The organism is Burkholderia sp. BCC1993 (assembly GCF_905339865.1).
GTDB lineage: Bacteria > Pseudomonadota > Gammaproteobacteria > Burkholderiales > Burkholderiaceae > Burkholderia.
The window spans coordinates 21,520-36,834 of sequence record NZ_CAJPGZ010000034.1; the positions used below are offsets into that span (position 1 = coordinate 21,520).

25 protein-coding genes are annotated in these 15,315 nt (G+C 63.5%); all 25 read left to right on the forward strand.

The genetic code is table 11. The annotated features are described in order from the left end of the window. Nucleotides 1-4: 4 nt before the first annotated feature. The 25 genes from U4Y91_RS35840 to U4Y91_RS35960 all read left to right on the forward strand — a co-directional run bounded on the left by U4Y91_RS35840 (nt 5) and on the right by U4Y91_RS35960 (nt 15,180). Nucleotides 5-502, forward strand: a complete 498-nt coding sequence (locus U4Y91_RS35840) for a phospholipase D family protein (RefSeq protein ID WP_415750531.1) — start codon at nt 5-7, stop codon at nt 500-502. A gap of 13 nt (nt 503-515) precedes the next feature. Next, nucleotides 516-860 carry a DUF1496 domain-containing protein gene (locus U4Y91_RS35845; RefSeq protein ID WP_321809020.1) on the forward strand — a complete coding sequence of 115 codons (345 nt, stop codon included), beginning with the start codon at nt 516-518 and terminating at the stop codon, nt 858-860. A gap of 118 nt (nt 861-978) precedes the next feature. Continuing rightward, entirely contained in the window at nt 979-1,734 is a 756-nt protein-coding gene (locus U4Y91_RS35850; RefSeq protein ID WP_321809021.1) for a hypothetical protein, read from the forward strand. A gap of 53 nt (nt 1,735-1,787) precedes the next feature. Then, nucleotides 1,788-2,042 (forward strand): hypothetical protein, encoded by a 255-nt coding sequence (locus U4Y91_RS35855; protein ID WP_321809022.1) that lies wholly within the window; start codon nt 1,788-1,790, stop codon nt 2,040-2,042. Beyond that, nucleotides 2,039-2,341, forward strand: a complete 303-nt coding sequence (locus U4Y91_RS35860; RefSeq protein WP_321809023.1) for a hypothetical protein — start codon at nt 2,039-2,041, stop codon at nt 2,339-2,341. Before U4Y91_RS35855 ends, U4Y91_RS35860 begins: the two co-directional genes overlap by 4 nt. Nucleotides 2,342-2,764: 423 nt before the next feature. Then, nucleotides 2,765-3,547, forward strand: coding sequence for a hypothetical protein (locus U4Y91_RS35865; RefSeq protein WP_321809024.1), 783 nt, complete (start codon nt 2,765-2,767; stop codon nt 3,545-3,547). Between the two features lie 533 nt (nt 3,548-4,080). Further along, nucleotides 4,081-4,671, forward strand: coding sequence for a restriction endonuclease (locus tag U4Y91_RS35870; RefSeq protein WP_321809025.1), 591 nt, complete (start codon nt 4,081-4,083; stop codon nt 4,669-4,671). A gap of 6 nt (nt 4,672-4,677) precedes the next feature. Continuing rightward, the gene (locus tag U4Y91_RS35875; protein WP_321809026.1) at nt 4,678-4,902 is read left to right on the forward strand and encodes a hypothetical protein; all 225 of its coding nucleotides are present in this window, start codon (nt 4,678-4,680) and stop codon (nt 4,900-4,902) included. A 548-nt stretch (nt 4,903-5,450) separates the two neighbouring features. After that, on the forward strand, nt 5,451-6,257 hold the full coding sequence (locus U4Y91_RS35880) for a ParA family protein (RefSeq protein ID WP_321809027.1): 807 nt from the start codon (nt 5,451-5,453) through the stop codon (nt 6,255-6,257). A gap of 14 nt (nt 6,258-6,271) precedes the next feature. Then, the gene (locus tag U4Y91_RS35885) at nt 6,272-7,423 is read left to right on the forward strand and encodes a ParB/RepB/Spo0J family partition protein (RefSeq protein WP_321809028.1); all 1,152 of its coding nucleotides are present in this window, start codon (nt 6,272-6,274) and stop codon (nt 7,421-7,423) included. Continuing rightward, nucleotides 7,423-7,878 (forward strand): TrfB-related DNA-binding protein, encoded by a 456-nt coding sequence (locus U4Y91_RS35890; protein ID WP_321809029.1) that lies wholly within the window; start codon nt 7,423-7,425, stop codon nt 7,876-7,878. Before U4Y91_RS35885 ends, U4Y91_RS35890 begins: the two co-directional genes overlap by 1 nt. A gap of 79 nt (nt 7,879-7,957) precedes the next feature. After that, nucleotides 7,958-8,317 (forward strand): H-NS histone family protein, encoded by a 360-nt coding sequence (locus tag U4Y91_RS35895; protein ID WP_321809030.1) that lies wholly within the window; start codon nt 7,958-7,960, stop codon nt 8,315-8,317. Nucleotides 8,318-8,327: 10 nt separating this feature from the next. Next, nucleotides 8,328-8,975 (forward strand): hypothetical protein, encoded by a 648-nt coding sequence (locus U4Y91_RS35900; RefSeq protein ID WP_321809031.1) that lies wholly within the window; start codon nt 8,328-8,330, stop codon nt 8,973-8,975. An 11-nt stretch (nt 8,976-8,986) separates the two neighbouring features. Then, nucleotides 8,987-9,454, forward strand: coding sequence for a hypothetical protein (locus U4Y91_RS35905; protein WP_321809032.1), 468 nt, complete (start codon nt 8,987-8,989; stop codon nt 9,452-9,454). Between the two features lie 440 nt (nt 9,455-9,894). Further along, nucleotides 9,895-10,191: a type II toxin-antitoxin system RelE/ParE family toxin gene (locus tag U4Y91_RS35910; protein WP_321809033.1), complete on the forward strand. Its 297-nt coding sequence runs from the start codon at nt 9,895-9,897 to the stop codon at nt 10,189-10,191. Between the two features lie 2 nt (nt 10,192-10,193). Further along, entirely contained in the window at nt 10,194-10,493 is a 300-nt protein-coding gene (locus U4Y91_RS35915; RefSeq protein WP_321809034.1) for an addiction module antidote protein, read from the forward strand. A 126-nt stretch (nt 10,494-10,619) separates the two neighbouring features. Further along, nucleotides 10,620-11,051: a DUF6011 domain-containing protein gene (locus U4Y91_RS35920; RefSeq protein WP_321809035.1), complete on the forward strand. Its 432-nt coding sequence runs from the start codon at nt 10,620-10,622 to the stop codon at nt 11,049-11,051. Nucleotides 11,052-11,063: 12 nt separating this feature from the next. After that, nucleotides 11,064-11,456, forward strand: coding sequence for a hypothetical protein (locus tag U4Y91_RS35925; RefSeq protein WP_321809036.1), 393 nt, complete (start codon nt 11,064-11,066; stop codon nt 11,454-11,456). 44 nt (nt 11,457-11,500) lie between these two features. Continuing rightward, entirely contained in the window at nt 11,501-11,731 is a 231-nt protein-coding gene (locus tag U4Y91_RS35930; protein ID WP_321809037.1) for a hypothetical protein, read from the forward strand. A 43-nt stretch (nt 11,732-11,774) separates the two neighbouring features. Further along, nucleotides 11,775-12,005, forward strand: coding sequence for a hypothetical protein (locus U4Y91_RS35935; RefSeq protein WP_321809038.1), 231 nt, complete (start codon nt 11,775-11,777; stop codon nt 12,003-12,005). A gap of 414 nt (nt 12,006-12,419) precedes the next feature. Beyond that, nucleotides 12,420-13,049, forward strand: a complete 630-nt coding sequence (locus U4Y91_RS35940; RefSeq protein WP_321809039.1) for a hypothetical protein — start codon at nt 12,420-12,422, stop codon at nt 13,047-13,049. Nucleotides 13,050-13,431: 382 nt separating this feature from the next. Continuing rightward, nucleotides 13,432-13,737 (forward strand): hypothetical protein, encoded by a 306-nt coding sequence (locus U4Y91_RS35945; RefSeq protein WP_321809040.1) that lies wholly within the window; start codon nt 13,432-13,434, stop codon nt 13,735-13,737. 50 nt (nt 13,738-13,787) lie between these two features. After that, nucleotides 13,788-14,141: an FxLYD domain-containing protein gene (locus U4Y91_RS35950; RefSeq protein WP_321809041.1), complete on the forward strand. Its 354-nt coding sequence runs from the start codon at nt 13,788-13,790 to the stop codon at nt 14,139-14,141. A 15-nt stretch (nt 14,142-14,156) separates the two neighbouring features. Then, the gene (locus U4Y91_RS35955) at nt 14,157-14,738 is read left to right on the forward strand and encodes a hypothetical protein (protein ID WP_321809042.1); all 582 of its coding nucleotides are present in this window, start codon (nt 14,157-14,159) and stop codon (nt 14,736-14,738) included. Further along, nucleotides 14,725-15,180 (forward strand): hypothetical protein, encoded by a 456-nt coding sequence (locus U4Y91_RS35960; protein WP_321809043.1) that lies wholly within the window; start codon nt 14,725-14,727, stop codon nt 15,178-15,180. The genes U4Y91_RS35955 and U4Y91_RS35960 overlap by 14 nt, the downstream gene beginning before the upstream one ends. Nucleotides 15,181-15,315 lie beyond the last annotated feature (135 nt).

Here is a 15,315-nt window from a genome sequence, read left to right on the forward strand (position 1 = left end):
GTCGATGGCCGACACGCTGCCCGCCGCGCCCACGGCGATCAGCGTCGGCTTTTCGCCGGACGGCACGGCCGAGGCGCTTGTCATCCGCGCGATCGACAGCGCCCGCTCGTCCATCCGCGTGATGGCCTACGCGTTCACCTCGCCCACCGTCGCGCGGGCGCTGATCGCGGCCAAGCGCCGGGGCGTGGATGTCGGCGTGGCCGTGGACGAGAAGCAGAACCTCGCGGAGGACCGCTCGCGCGCCGGAAAGCAGGCGCTTAATCTCATCGTCAACGCCGGTATCCCGACCCGCATCGTCGCCGCGTATCCCATGCAACATTCGAAATACATGGTGATCGACGGCGAGCACATCGAGACGGGCAGTTTCAACTACAGCGCGGCTGCTCGGCGCAACTCCGAGAACGCCCTCGTTATCTGGAACCGGCCGGACCTCGCGAAGGAGTACATCGCAAACTGGATGACGGTCTACAACCAAGGACAGCCGTACACGTCCACCTACTGAGAGAGGCAACAACATGAAGAAAATCATCGCCACGTGCGCCGCGCTCGCAGCCGCACACACCGCTTTCGCCGGGACGGCTGAAGTCACGGCCGGAGACGCGACCGTGTTGCAGCGGGAGGTCGCGCAACTGAACACCAACATGCGCGTGCTGATCGAGCAGAACGCCAAGCAGGCCGCCGCACAAGACTCCACCCGCCTTTGCTACTACAACGGGCAGGCGTATTCGCTCGGCGCGCTGCGCGACGGCTACAGGTGCGAGAACTCGGGCGTAGACGTTGCCGGTCAGCGTAGCGATCCGCTGCGCTGGACCCCCATGACGAGCGGCAGCGCCGGGATCGGATCGGCGACGTTCAAGTAACGCGGCGGCCAGTTTCGCCCCGCGAAACCGCCTTTTTCACTTCGGCTCGGCCCTCGGATTTTGCCGGAGTGCTTTGACCGGCCGCCGCGCGCGGTCGGCTTTTTCCCCGGAGGCATCTATGTTCGACAATCGCAATGTGGCACTGATCGCGGCAGCAGCCACCGCGTTCATCGTCTTTGGTCTGTTTGTCCTCAGTGGCGCGAATGCTGGCTCCGCCGTCGTGGCGGCCGTACTTAGCATCCCCACCTTTCTGTTCACGAACCGCAGCATCGCAGACTACCGGGGATCGCTCGCCGAGCGGGCCGAGCGTCCGGCAACCGATGCGGCTAATGTGGTGTGGGACGTGTACATGAACGATGTACGTGTCGCCACAATCCCCGATGACAAGCTTGCGGCGTTCCAAGGCCAAGTGGCCGACGACTGGCGCCATTTTTGGGCGCAGGCGTTCAACGTGCTCGGCGTCCCGTGGCGCATGTTCGACCAGTTCCTTATCGTGATACCGGCTATCGCTTTTTGGCTGATCCTCGCGAGCGCCCTGTTCGCGCCTGATGCGCTTATGCAGACGTTCACGGCCATCCGCCACGCGACACCGAATCAGATTCACCAAGGCGTCTCAGCCATGATCTACATGCTGTTGAGCGTCGGGGTGATTGCATTCGCCGCGAACTGGATGTTCACCGGCTCCACCTATGGCCTGCGCAATGTCTACCGTGACGAGATTGAATACGTCCTTCGCCGCTATCTCAAGATTTCGGCGACCGGCCGTATGTCGATTTCCCGGCTCGCAGACGGCACGATGCACTTCTACGAGCCGGACATGCTCGGCTGGCTTCGTACACGAAACCGAGCACGTCGTGCGGCTCGCAAAGCGTAACTGCCTCACTTCGGCCGCCGCGTGCGGCCGGTTTTCACTAGAGATTCCGCCCAATGACGCCGAGCACACCGAGTTACCTACGACACCGCATCTTCGTGATGAATGGTTGTCTGGTTGTCCAGATCGAGGGCCAATCGGCCGCGTCGCCGGAGTGGGCGACCGTTCACGTCCAGCGAACGCCGGACGTGAAACCCGGCCTGTACTCTTTCGAGAGCATCGCGCCGCTTGTCCGTGACGAGGATCGCAGCACCATCGAGCAGCGCATTATGACCGGCAAGCGCGCTCGATCCAGACGGGCCGCAGCATGACGCCCGAGCGCTTCGCGTTGGGCGTGATCCGCGAGCTAGTCTGCGCGGCCGAGCACGCCGACGATTACCCGGAAATCGTATCGGCGCGCACCAAGCGCCTCTGCATTCAACAGGCGCGCACCATCGCAGAAAATCCGGCCGATTTTCCGGCGATGGTGAATAGCGTTTGTTTCCTGCTGGAACATGACCGCTTGCGTGAGCTTCGTCAGGTCGGAAATTACCCGACGACTGACGCCGAGCTTGCCGCGCTGCTGCGCAATCTCGAAACCGTATCGGGCGTGCGTCGGCGTGGCTGGTGAGCCCCGTAAAACCTCACCGCTCACCTGTCAAAGTAAACAGGTTTTTTAGGGGGCTTTGAAAAGTGCGCGGAATAGCCTAAAATCAGGCAAATTTTGCGTCTGATTCATCAAAACCGCATGAATCGGCGCAACGCAGCAGATGGGAAGTAATGGGCGGTAGAGAGTCTGAGGGAGCCGAAGAATTCCGGCCCCGAAAGGCAAAAAGCCCCGGCTGCTAACCGGGGCTTTCTACCGAAAACTATCGAGGCACGCAAAGCGCTCGAATCGTCGTCTGGACAACGCGATTCTAATGCTTCGTGCCTCGATGTCAAGTCACATCGCACATCTATAGGCTACAACATGAAGCGTTACGACCAAGAAACGTACCCCTCAATTCCTCAGTTCATTCCCCGGCCCGCCTACTGACCGCGCCCGCTCGCGATCATGGCCGCGCGCCTCCAACGTTTGCGCCGACAGCAGGCTTTGCCCCTGCTGCCCTCTGCCATGCCGGAGCCACCGCGCACCGGCAAAGGCGGCCTGCCCGCGATCCTGACCGATGCAATCGCGGCCCTGTCCGGCTACATGACCGCGCCGAGCCGCTTCTTCCCGATCCTCAACGCGATCAACGGCTCGGCACGGCAACAGCGCTCGGAGCGCAGCGCCGCGTGCATGCAGATGCTGGCCGCCTGCCTCAAATACCTCGACCTCGTTTCGATGCGGGTCGGCGTGCCGCAACCGAACGGCTCGATGCTCAACCTGCGCGTGTCGTGGCTCGCGAAGCAAGCCGGACTGCCCGAGCGCCGCGCCGAGCGCGCGCTACACGACCTCAAGGCGGCCGGACTGATCCAGATCGAGCAGCGCAATCGCCGCCTCGACCTCGACACGCGCACGTGGCGCAGCGCCGTCGCGCTCAAGGCCGTGGCCGCCGAGGTATTTGAGGCGCTTGGCATGGCGAAGCGCCTCGCCGACGAGCGCAGCAAAGCCCGCCTGCGCCGACAGCGCCACGAGGCCGAGCGCCGGAAGGCGGCCGAGGATAAGGCCGTCGCGCGCGGCAGGGCCGAAGCCCCCGGCGCGCTGGCCTCGCTCAAGGCATTCCTGCGCGTTCCGGCCGCCAACGGCGCGGCGAACCGCAAGGGCCGCCACGAGGCGGCCACCGCGCCCGCTACGGCCGCGCCAGAGCCTCCACCGCCATCCGACCCGCCACCCGGCAACACCGACCGCTCGTAACCCCTGCATCGCCTCACGCGAGGCCCCTCTACGCCCTCGCGGCGACTTTCCCGCACCCTTGACCCTCACCAAGCCGCGCGAGCGGCCAGAAAGCCCGGATTTTGGGCCGCGCAATCCATTTCCGCACGTGGACTTGTCCACATTCGGCCGCCCGCGCGGTTTTAAGTGTCGGTCGCCCGGAGATTTAGCTGACGGCCCTTTATCAGCCGTTTATTTTTCAGTCCTCGCAAAACCCCGGCTCCCAGCAGTTCCCGCGCCCGCCTGTGGATAACTCGGCTATCCCCACCGCAAGGGTGGGTATAGCCCCTACCGGGGTTCCCGAGTTAACCACCGGCTCCCCGCGAGCTTTGCCTACGGCCTGACGCGCCCTACGGGCTTGCCCCAATGAGATAGAAAACCTTCCACCAACCGCTCCGGCCACAACGCAACGGGAACAGACGCGCCGGAGAAAAGCGGCTTTGCAGGAAGGCGGTCGATGACTTCCCCCGGTGCTGCGCCTACAATCGCTAAATCAAAGTTTTATTCAGACGGTCATGGCCCTGATCCTCAACCACCTCACCGACCTGTCGCCGTCCGGGCAGATCGCCGCCCTTGCGCTCGTCGTGCTCCTGGTCGTGCTGGCCCGGTTCGTGGCCGCGAGTATCCGCCGTCGATTCAGCCATCGCGCGAAGCGGCACCGCCGCTTTCAGGCCCAAGCGCGCGCGGTGCTCCACAAGCTGCCGAGCATCGAGCACGCGGCGCAACGGCTCGCGTACCTGCGCAAAATCCCGCCGCTCGTGTTCGAGGAAGTCTTGCTCGAAGCGTTTGAGCTTCGCGGCTGTCCCATCGAGCGCAACGACCGCTATACGGGCGACGGTGGAATCGACGGAAAGGTGCATATCGGCCGGGAGTGGTATTTCGTTCAGGCCAAGCGCTACGGCAGCCACATCAACCGGGCGCACGTAGACGAGTTCATCGACATCGTTGAACGCACCGGGTGCAAAGGCATCTTCATCCACACCGGCCGCACTGGCGAGGCGAGCAAGACGCTCGCGCGCCAGAGCGCGCACGTCTCCATCATCAGCGGCGACAAGCTGCTCGGCCTGCTCGACGTTTCCCGGCCGTGGCAGTTCCAGCCCAAGTAACCGGCCATGCAGGCATTTAGCGACCGCGCCAAGAAGCGCCTCAAGATCGCGGCGGGCCTCCTGCGCTCGCGCGGCATCGACTTCCCGAAGTCAGGCGATTTTTACGGCGACGTGTTGCGCGTACTTGACGCGCAGACCGACAAAGACGAGCTGCGCGCGCTTGTCGATTGGGTTGAGGACTACGACCGCGCCGAGGAAACTCAAGGCCGACGCGGCGGGAGCCGCGATTAACCTCTCTCTGCCGAGCCGTGCGCAGCGAAGTTTCGCGGGGCGAAACCGCGCGCCGGGGGCCGTCGTGAAACACCCGGCGAAAATCTTCGGCATCGTGCCGCACCTACTCTGACAAGGCGAGCCGCCGAATTGAGCGGCAATGTTCCACGGACATTCGACGCCCTTGCGGCGGCCCGCGCCGGGGCTGTATCAAACAACACGAAATCCGTACTAAGCCAGTTTCGCGGGCGAAACCGCCTTACATTGGTCTGCGTGAGTCCGTGGCCGCGTGCTGTCCTGCGGCGGGCTACGGGGTCGCGCTGCGCGCGAGGTCTACCGACCCGGCCCCTACCGCCGCACCCTGCCCGTGCGGGCAGGGCGAGGGACGGCAGCACGCGGAGATAGCTCGGGCGGTATGCGAAGGCCCTGTTTGGATTGCAAGAGGGTGGTCGGCGCAGCGCTCGCGGGGCAATTGACGGAACGTATCGCATCCGGCGCGCAATAAAAAACTTTTTTATTCGGTCAACTCATTTAGGTTGACCATGAGGGCGGGCCAAGGTATTCTGTAGTTGCAGTACACAACAACACCTATGCAGCACTTACCAACATCGGAGTTATCCATCATGGTTGACATCATCGCGGTTGCGAATCAGAAAGGCGGCATCGCCAAGACCACCACGACGGTTCACTTGGCCCACTACGCGGCCGAAGAATTGGGCCAGCGCGTTCTGCTGCTCGACATGGACAAACAGGGAAGCCTGAGCATGTCGTTTCCGGTGGAGCAAGGCGGCCTCATGGCATCGGAAATCTATGTCGGCGCAACGAAGGCGCCGGGGGTCTACAGCCCGAATATCTCGGTCGTGTCGGCTGATCGCGGCCTGCTCGCATTCGAAGGCAAGGGGCCGGAGGAAGCGAAGATTTTCGCGCGCAACGTGCGCGCACTGGCCGCAGGCTACGACCTCTGCCTGATCGACACCCCGCCCGGACAGGGCTGGTATCTCACCGCGGCCTTGGCCGCCGCATCGAAGGTTCTCACGCCGGTGTCGGTCGGCCTGTACGAACTCGCGGGCGTGCGCGAACTGATGATGACCATCCACACGATCAAGACGAAGGGCCTCAATCCGGGCCTGCGTCACATCGGCATCCTGCCGAGCAAGGTGAACACGCGCAGCAAGGACGAGCTTGCGCAGCTTGCGCAGCTTCGCGAGGCTTACCCGAACGTGATCCTGCCCGTGACGATCAACGAGCGCACGGCGGTCAAGAAGGCCATCGCGCAAGGCAAGCCGGTTTGGCAAGGCACGAAGGGCGAGGGCCACCTGTCGGCCGCACGCGAATGGCGCAGCGCCTGCCGCGCGATTCTCGGCGACAAGGCGTAAGGGAGGGCTGAAACATGGCAAAGAACGCTTTCGGTAACGCAGCCGCGATGCTCGGCGGCCTCGACCAGTTCTACGCAGAGTCGGACGAACAGGACGTGATGCTGGATCTCACCGAGATCCACGTCAAAGAGCAGGTTCGGACGGAATTCGAGGACGGCGAGCACTCGATTCAGCAGATGGCCGACAGCATGACGGCCCACGGGCAGATTCAGGCGATTCTCGTTCGCCCGATGCCGGACGGGGGCTATGAGCTTGTCGCAGGTGAGCGCCGCTATCGTGGGGCGAAGCTGCTGAACTGGACGCAGATCAGGGCGCGGATTCGCCAGATGACGGACGAGGAAGCCGAGGACATCCAGTATGCGGAGAACGTCCACCGCAAGAACCTCACGCAGGCCGAGGAAGCAAAGAAGCTCGCGCGCGACCTCCAAAAGCTCGGCGGCGACCGTGCCGCGTTGTGCGCCAAGCACAACCTCACCAAGAGCTACGTGTCGAAAATCCTCGCCGTGCTCGACCTGCAAGAGCAGGGGCAACGCCTGTTGAACGAAAACATCACGTCCGACCTTGAGACGATCAACAGCGTGCGACGCCTCGAAAAGCAGGCAGGCCCGGAGGCCGCGCAAGAGGTGGTCGATGAACTCGCGGCCAAGCGTGGCGGCGACAAGCGCGAAATCGTCTCCGATGCGCTCGTGCGGCACGGCGTCAAGAAGGACAAGAAGGCCGACGACGCGGCCACGGACGGCAAGGCCAAGGGCAAGGCCGCACCGCAACCCGCGAAGCCGCAGAAGCCGCAAAAACCGGCGACGGCGGCCGAGGCCACGATGACCCTGCCCGGTGTCGAGGACACGGACGCGATGAGAGACGATGAGTTTCTTGGTGCGGTCGCCGACATGCTGAACCGTTCGAGCACGGCGATGGTTTGCGAGTCAAACGTAGCGCGCCGTGCGGAAAAGCTGCTGCGCGAGCAGTTCAAGATCGGGATGGATGTGGACTACAAGAACATCACGCAACACGCGCTGTTGTGTTTCCGGAGCAACCTGCACGACGTGACCGGGGCCGATGTGTTGCGCTTCATCGCGTACCTGCTCGGCACGAAGGCGAAGGGCGACAGCGACTTTTCGTTGCGCGTTACGCTGGCCGCCGCTGAGAACGAAATGGCGGACTGGTGATGGGTGAAGCCGCTATGTCGAAAGTCATGCGGCGAATCACGGCGGCGGAGTTTGCCGCCGTGCGCCCTACCCTGATCCTGATGAAGATCGCCGAACCACGGATCGAGGCGGCTCGCGCCGTGATGGTGGACGGCAAGTCAATCGTCGCCGTCGCGCGTGAGCAGGGATGGACTAAGCAGGCCGTCAGCAACACCGTCAGGCGTGTGTGGGAGTTTCACGAGGCGCAGGCCAAGGGGCAGGCGACCGAGGGGCCTGAGAAGCCCGTAGAGGGCGCGTATGCCCCTGCATTTGCCGCGCCGGGGGGTGCGTGCGGCACGGGCGTTGTAGTCCTGCCCGACGATGCGCCCGATGCTGTTGTCGCCGCGCTCGTGCGCGTCGCGTTGAGCGCGGCCAAGGGCGCGCCCGTGACGGTCGTTCGCCAGGTGCGCGAGGACAAAAAAAAGCCCGCGCGATGACTCGGCGGGCGGAATACCAACATGGATGTTAGTCCATGTGTCGATTATAAGCGGTCATCACTGAGAGGATATAGAGCAGATGGCACCCAAGACCTACCCGGAGCTTCGCGCCGAGCTTGCCGAGCTTGAGGCTCGTATTCAAGAGGCGCGCGAGCGCGAGAAGCAGGACGCGATGACGGAGATTCATCGCCTCATGGATACCTACGGCATCCAGCACAAGGAACTGATGCGCGGATGGGGTACGCGCGGCAAGTATCGCAAGCAGGCGTTGCAGCCGCGCTATCGTGATCCGGCGAGCGGGGAGACATGGAGCGGGCGCGGGAATCCGCCGCTCTGGCTTCGCGACAAGGATCGCGAGCTATACCTGATCGACCCCACGGGGCCGAGCGGCAAATTCGACCCGGTTTCGCCCCGCGAAACTGGCGGCACGACCGACTGACGACGCCATCATGAAAAAGACACTCTGCATTCTCGCGGCGCTCGGCGCGGCGCTCGCCTCGCCCGTTCACGCGGCGGCCCCGGCCGACCGCTTGCTTGCGAAAGGCCGCTCGTTTCCATGCGTGCCGACGACGCGACAATCCTCGCTCGCCGAATCGCCTGACGGCTCGCTTATCGTATGTCTGGTCGCCGAGGACGTGCGGGCCGCCAACTCTGCTGTCGTGCTCATCCCGAAGTTGAGCCGGATGGTCTGCGTCAAGCGACAAGGCGATGTCGCTTGCCGAACATGGTCTACACCGGCCGGGTATAGCATCCAACTCCCGAGGGCAGGCGAGCCAGTGCTCGCGGCAGCGCTCGGCCCGACCGGCGAATACAGCCCGCTCGATGTTGTCGCGACGCACGACATCGCCATACCGGCCATCCCCGCAACCGAACTCGGGCCGAACACCCCTGTTCTGATCGACGGCGTAAAGCAGGTGGTCGAGGGATCGGATGCTTGCCCTGACGGCTCCCGTCGCTGTGTCGCCATCACCGGCCGGAAGTCTGTCGATGTGCGTCTGCGTAGCGGCGTCACGGAGCGATGGGCGGTGACGTTGAGTACGGACGGCCAGCCCGTGAGCCTGACCCGGCCGAACGGTCAACTCGTAGTCCAACCCTGACACAGGAGCGCATGATGTTTTCTCAGTCGAAACACCTTGCCGATGTCAAACAGTTGCGCGCCGAACTCGCGGAGCGCGATCAGCGCATCAACGACCTTGTGGCGCGTGCCGTGAAAGCGGAGCGCGACGCGCACCGGCTTGTCGAGCAGATGCGCTATGTGCTCGAAGTTGCGGGATACGCAGGGCGCGCGACCGACGCCGAAACGATTGGAGGCATCGGCCATGTTTTGCCCTACGTTCTCTCCGGGCGCAGGCATTGGGACGATCCTGCGATACCTGACATGGCGGCCGAGCACATATCGACCGCGCGGCAGATCGCGGCAACGCACGGTTTCGAACTGCCGGACGATCCGGCGATGGCCGTCGCCAGCCTGCTAGACGTGGCGGCCATGCTGTTCAATCCGGATCGCACCTTCCCGGTCGAGGGATGGCGGAATTTGCGGCCACTGCGAGACGCGGCGGGCAGTAGGGTCGGGTAATTCGTTGCAGGACAATGATGTTGGTTTTGATAGCGGGCGTGCGCCCGCTTTTTTTGTGCGCCGCACAAAATGTAACGGCGCAGCGCAAAACCTAGATTCGACGCGGGTTTCCGGGCGACGATCGAGCAGCTGCCGGCGCTCGAGCTCGAGCATGTTTTGTTGCACTGCACGGCGGGCTGTCGGTGCGCGTGAGTCCGTGGCCGCGTGCTGTCCTGCGGCGGGCTACGGGGTCGCGCTGCGCGCGAGGTCTACCGACCCGGCCCCTACCGCCGCACCCTGCCCGTGCGGGCAGGGCGAGGGCCAGCAGCACGCGGGGATAGCTCGGGCGGTATGCGAAGGCCCTGTTTGGCTTGCAGGAGGGTGGTCGGCGCAACGTCGGCGGCAAAGAATAATTGTCAGGCATGGTTGACGGGTCGGAGGGTGTCAGGTATAGTTGACACATGATCGAACTCATCAAAACCGACCTATTCGACCATTGGCTCGCCGAGCTTCGCGACACTCGCGCGCGTGCTCGCATCGAGGCCCGCATCCGCCGCTTGAGTCTCGGGAATCCCGGCGACGTGAAGCCGGTCGGCGAGGGTGTTTCGGAAATGAGGATCGACTACGGCCCCGGATATCGGGTCTATTACCTCAAGCGCGGCCCGGTTGTGGTTGTGCTGCTCTGCGGCGGCGACAAGCGCAGCCAGGACAAGGATATTGTCATGGCGAAGGCTATCGCGGCGCAGTGGAAGGAGTAAGCATGGATGCAGTCAAATTCAGCCGATACGACACGGCCGACTACCTCAAGACCGAGGAAGATATTGCGGCCTATCTGGATGCAGTCATGGAGGACGGCGACCCGGCACTGGTCGCGGCAGCGCTCGGCGACGTGGCGCGCGCGCGGAACATCAGCAAGCTCGCGCGTGATACCGGTATGAGTCGCGAGGGCATTTACGGGGCGCTGTCCGGCGAAGGCAATCCGAGCTTCGCAACCGTGATGAAGATCGCGGCCGCGCTCGGATTGCGGCTGTCGTTTCAACCGGCCAAGCAGGGCGCGTAAGGGCGGTTTCGCGGGGCGAAACTTGCCCCGCACCCGATTGGTTTCGGGTATCGCTGCGCGCCAACAATAAAAAACTTTTTTATTAATTCTATATACATTTCTATATACGTCGCCTATACTTGAGTCATGGTGATCGAGACGAAGGTGGCGGAAATGACGACGTGGAAATGCGGTGTTTGCGGTAAGCCCCTGACCGATCCGGTGTCGGTGCATCTCGGTATCGGCCCGGTCTGTCGTATCACCCTGAAATTCAACGAGGCAAAGGACATGACGCGAAATCTCTTTACTTCGACGGCCGACTACACCTACGAGCTTCACGGCAACGTCGTTTGCATCATCGACCACGACAACGGCATGAGCGTCACCAACGACATCGAGCGCGTGCTCGCCGACATCAAGGGCGAGGGCGTGCCGCTCGACTCGCATCGCGTGATCTACCGCGACACGATGGGCGTGTGGGATGAGGTCGTGCTGAACGACGACGGCACGTTCCGCGCATTCAAGAGCATCAACGAACAGCAGCTTGCCGCCGCGCTTGCCAAGGTTCAGACGGCCTAACAGGAGCCAGCCATGTCCAACAGCCCCGACTACTGGCGCGACGAAATGAGCGAAGAAGTCGCCCGCCGCGTGCTCGGCACGCATTTCCACTACGCCATCGTGCAGGGCGTCGGCTTTTGTGCCAGCCGCGCGGCCGGGGCATGGCAAGCGAACCTGCCCGAGTCGTTCGGCGCGTACAAGACGGCCGAGCGCGTCGCGGGGCGCACCAAGGCCCGGATCGGCAAGGCCGACGACTTCGGCGCGGCCATCGTTCACGCCGGAGCGATGGATTACCGCGTTCACCTGAGCAGCGGCGACGAGGTAGGCGGCTTTCGCCAGCTTGGCGAGGCGTTCACATGGGCGAATCGCACCGTAGACCTTGGCAAAGCCGAGTGGATCGAGCGCAAGCGGTACGCGCCGAAGTGACAACCGCGCCCGCTTCGGCGGGCCACGACGAAGGGATGTGCGCGATGGAAACGACCTATATCGGACAGTTGAAAGTGATCGTGCGCGGCGGCCGGTTCTTCCGGTTCACCGACGAGAGCGCGGAGGCGGCCGAACTGGCGCAGTGGGCCGATGGTGTCCTGTCGGCCCCGGCCGTTGTCTACCCGAACGGCCGCAACTCGCACGAGGCCGCAGGCGAAATCCTCGACAAGGCCGAGGACACGCTCATCGACTACATGCTCCTGACCACCCGATAACCCCTGCCCGCTTCGGCGGGCCATAACACCGGAGTACACCAACATGGCAACCGAAACCATCGACATCACGCCCACGTGGGGCAACATCGGGGCGCTCTATGTGCGTCTCGCCGAGTCGCAGGAAGTGAAGGCGATCCGTGGCATGCGCTCTGACGTCGCGCGCGCCTTCGCTTCGGCCGAGGCGTTGAAGGCCATCATGTCCACGCTGAACGATGACCAGCGTGCGATCATGGCGCGCACGCTGACCGCCGAACTCGCCAAGCAAGGCTACTGACACCCGCGCCCGCTTCGGCGGGCCATTCAATAGAGGTACACATGAGCGAAAAATCGGCACGGCGATGCGCGACGCCGCGATGCGTTGCTGACATCGCCAAGTGGGGCGAGCACTACCACGATGTCTGTCCCGCGAGCGTGCCTCGCGTGGAGGGCGCGACCGACCTTTGCCAGCGGTGCGGCGGTATGTTTGACGGCGCAACGTGGCGGCACGTGTGCGCCAAGTGCGGGGGCGAGGTAGAACCCGGTGCTCTCGTCGGCTTGTTTGTTCCACATATGTGCCAGCCGTGCATGGGCGCACTCGTGGACGAGCAGGAGGCGACCGGCGATATTTGCAGAGCGTGCGGCAAACCGAACGCGCTCTGCTACTGCTAACAATCGCTCGCTATGGCGGGCCATGATGGAGAACCACCTAATGCAGGCAACCCAATATTTCGACGCGCGCCTGGTCGAGGTCAGTGCGGCCGGTGAACTGGTGATCGAGTATCAAGGCGGCACACTCAGCTTGCCCGGATACCCGCGCACTGACGGCAAGCCCGACGAATTCACCACGAAGAAGATCGGCCAGATCGGCGTCGCTACGTTCGCCCCGGCGACGGAGCACCACGCCGCGTTTTACCGCTTCGAACCCTACGGCGACCAGACCCTGCGCCGCGCGTTCGAACTGGACGTGTTTGAGCGGCCCGAGCGGGCCGGGATCGGCTATGACGGCTACAACGGGGAGGCGATCGGTTGGCGCAGTGAGACGCAGCCCGAGGGCTTTCTCGCGCCGCGCGGGATCGTTCCCGGCGCGAATGGCTTCATCGCGGACGAAACGCGAAATATCACCATTGCCGTGCCGCCCGAGTTTTGCGACCTTTGCGCGGAAGTCAAGCAGCAACCCGAGGACGTGCTGCGCGGCTTTATCGCCGACGTGGCAGCGTTGGATAGCTACGTGAACTGCCCGCGAGCGGACGGCTACGGCAGCAACGGGAGCGACGAGCGCATGATGGCTCGCGAGTATTTCGAGCGCGCTCATGGTATGTGGCGCGGCGAGGACAACTAAGACGGCGAGGGGTTGTTATGTCTAGAGATTCCGGCGTGTTGTACGTGTACCGTTGTCCTAAGTGCAATCACCGTGGCGAGCAACACCACGCGGATGACGCACACGACGGCGAAGCATCCTCATGTTCTGCGTGCGGCTCGGCCGTAACGCTAGAGTGGGACGGCGGTGTGACGTTCGACACAGCGCCGCTTGACCATCGTGTTCCGGGTGAGTGCGTAGGCGGTCGAACAGAGCACGCGATGGAGCCGGAGTGGCGCGGGCGTAGTTTCGACCACATGCGTTGCCGCTGGTGTGGCAAACGCGAACCGGTTTGACGCTTATGGGTTCGATACTGAATTGGGCGAAGCGGCTGTTAGGCAGGCCGGAGCAGCCGGGCACACTCATGATCGGCTACGGGTTCCCCGATCCGGTGCGCAAGGGACGGACGCCGCTCAACGATGTCATCCTGAAAACCCTTGCCTCAATCGGCGCACGCGATGGTGAGGTCGTCGAGGTCAATGAGCATGGCGTGGCGTATGTGGTCGGACGACTCCCCTACCTAGTTGCCAACGACCCCAATCCATCGGCGGAAGCGGCCGGTGCCGCGCTCCGGCAGATCTATGGCGAGGATGCGGCAAGTCTCGATTACGTGCCGTTCGGTGCGAATGTCGTGGTGTTTCGCAAACTCCGCGAGCCGAGTTACCCGTAGAGCGGGCCAGTTTCGCCCGCGAAACCACACTATCAATCTGAGAGGACATCATGAAAATCAACCGTTCGACGCTCGCTTGCGGCCTGCTCGCAGTCGCGATGACATTCAGCCTGTCAGCGCGTGCGGAAACCAACTATCAGGGCGACGGCGCGCGAGGCTTGCCGATTACCTATCAAGTGGGCGACAGCAATTCCGTTGTCGGGCAAGTCACGAACAACACCGACCACACCATCAACGTGTGGCTTGAATTCAAGGGCTACGCGGCAGACGGTCATGTGAGCCAAGGCGGGGCAAGCGGCAGCGTCAACCATCTTGACCCCGGCGAGTCGGCGCGATTCAAGCTCGGGGGTTTTTCCGAAATGGTCAAGTCGGTCAAGCTCGTCACGCTTGTGGCGAACCGCTGAGCGGAGGGTAGGGCGATGAATTCGGCGAAAACCATCGAGGAAACGATTCAGGCGGTTTGTGTCGCCTCGCCACAATACCGGGGCAATCAGAGGATGAGGGCGCTCGCGGGGTGGGCGGTGCTCGCCTTGGTTTGCGCAATCATCTATCTCTGCTGGAATCACGGAGGGGAGATTGTCGGGGCGCTTTGGGCGCTGCTGTCGCATCAGGACAAGCCGTTCATCCCGTCTGCGCAGTTGTTCTTGTGGCTGATCGCGTGCCTGTTGGTCGCTGCTGTTGTGTATGAAACGACAGCGCTCACAGAAAGATGGGCCGCCGTGCGGGATGGCAAGGCAACGGACGATTTGCTCGTGGCGATTGTCCAGAACCCGCATATCCCTCAGTCGGCCAAGGTAAGCCTCGCGCGCGAGATCGAGGAGCACGGTTATGTGAGCGCCGAAGCCCTCAGTCAGATCGCCGAGCGGGCCGAGAGAGAGGCGGTCGTGCAGAAGCGGCAGGTCGACATCCAGCGCGCGCGATTCGCGCACGAGCTGGGGCCGGGAGCGACCGCCATGCTCAACTATCTCCAACGCGATGAGGGCGGTCATGGGCAAGGCTAATGCCGGAGGGCGCTGGCAACGGATCATGCGCGGCGGCCGCCTCTGGTACGGCCTGTCTTTCGTGTGTGCAATGGAGGGGTTCGGCCTGCTCGCCATCGCGCCGTACTGGCGCGGCGGGGCCATCATCGGCGAAATCAACGCACTCGCGATGTTCGTGTTCGGCGTGGCGAGCCTGTTCTTTCTGCTCGGCCGCTGCGAGCCGGGTAAGACGCTCGGCACGCAGGGGCTACGCTACCTGTTTGCGCTGTTGGGCGGCACCGCCGTCAATGTCGTGCTCACGTGGGGCCTATGGGCTATCGGGTTCCCCATCGTCAATGGCACCATCCGCCGCGGACTGATGGGGGCTAACTACTGGCTCGGCCCTGCAATCCTCGCTTACGCCGTGCTCGTGTGGCTGTTCTACCGGGGCGCGCTGCGCCGCGAGCAGCGCACCAAGGCCTAGCGGCGGGAGCCGCATCGAGGGCAGCGCCCTCGCCTCTGTAGACAGGGGTTTCGGGATCGCGCGGGAGCGCGTTCCCTCCCATCCTGAGCGCCCGGTTTCCGATGGATTCCGGGCGCTTTGCTTTGCGGCGGCCAC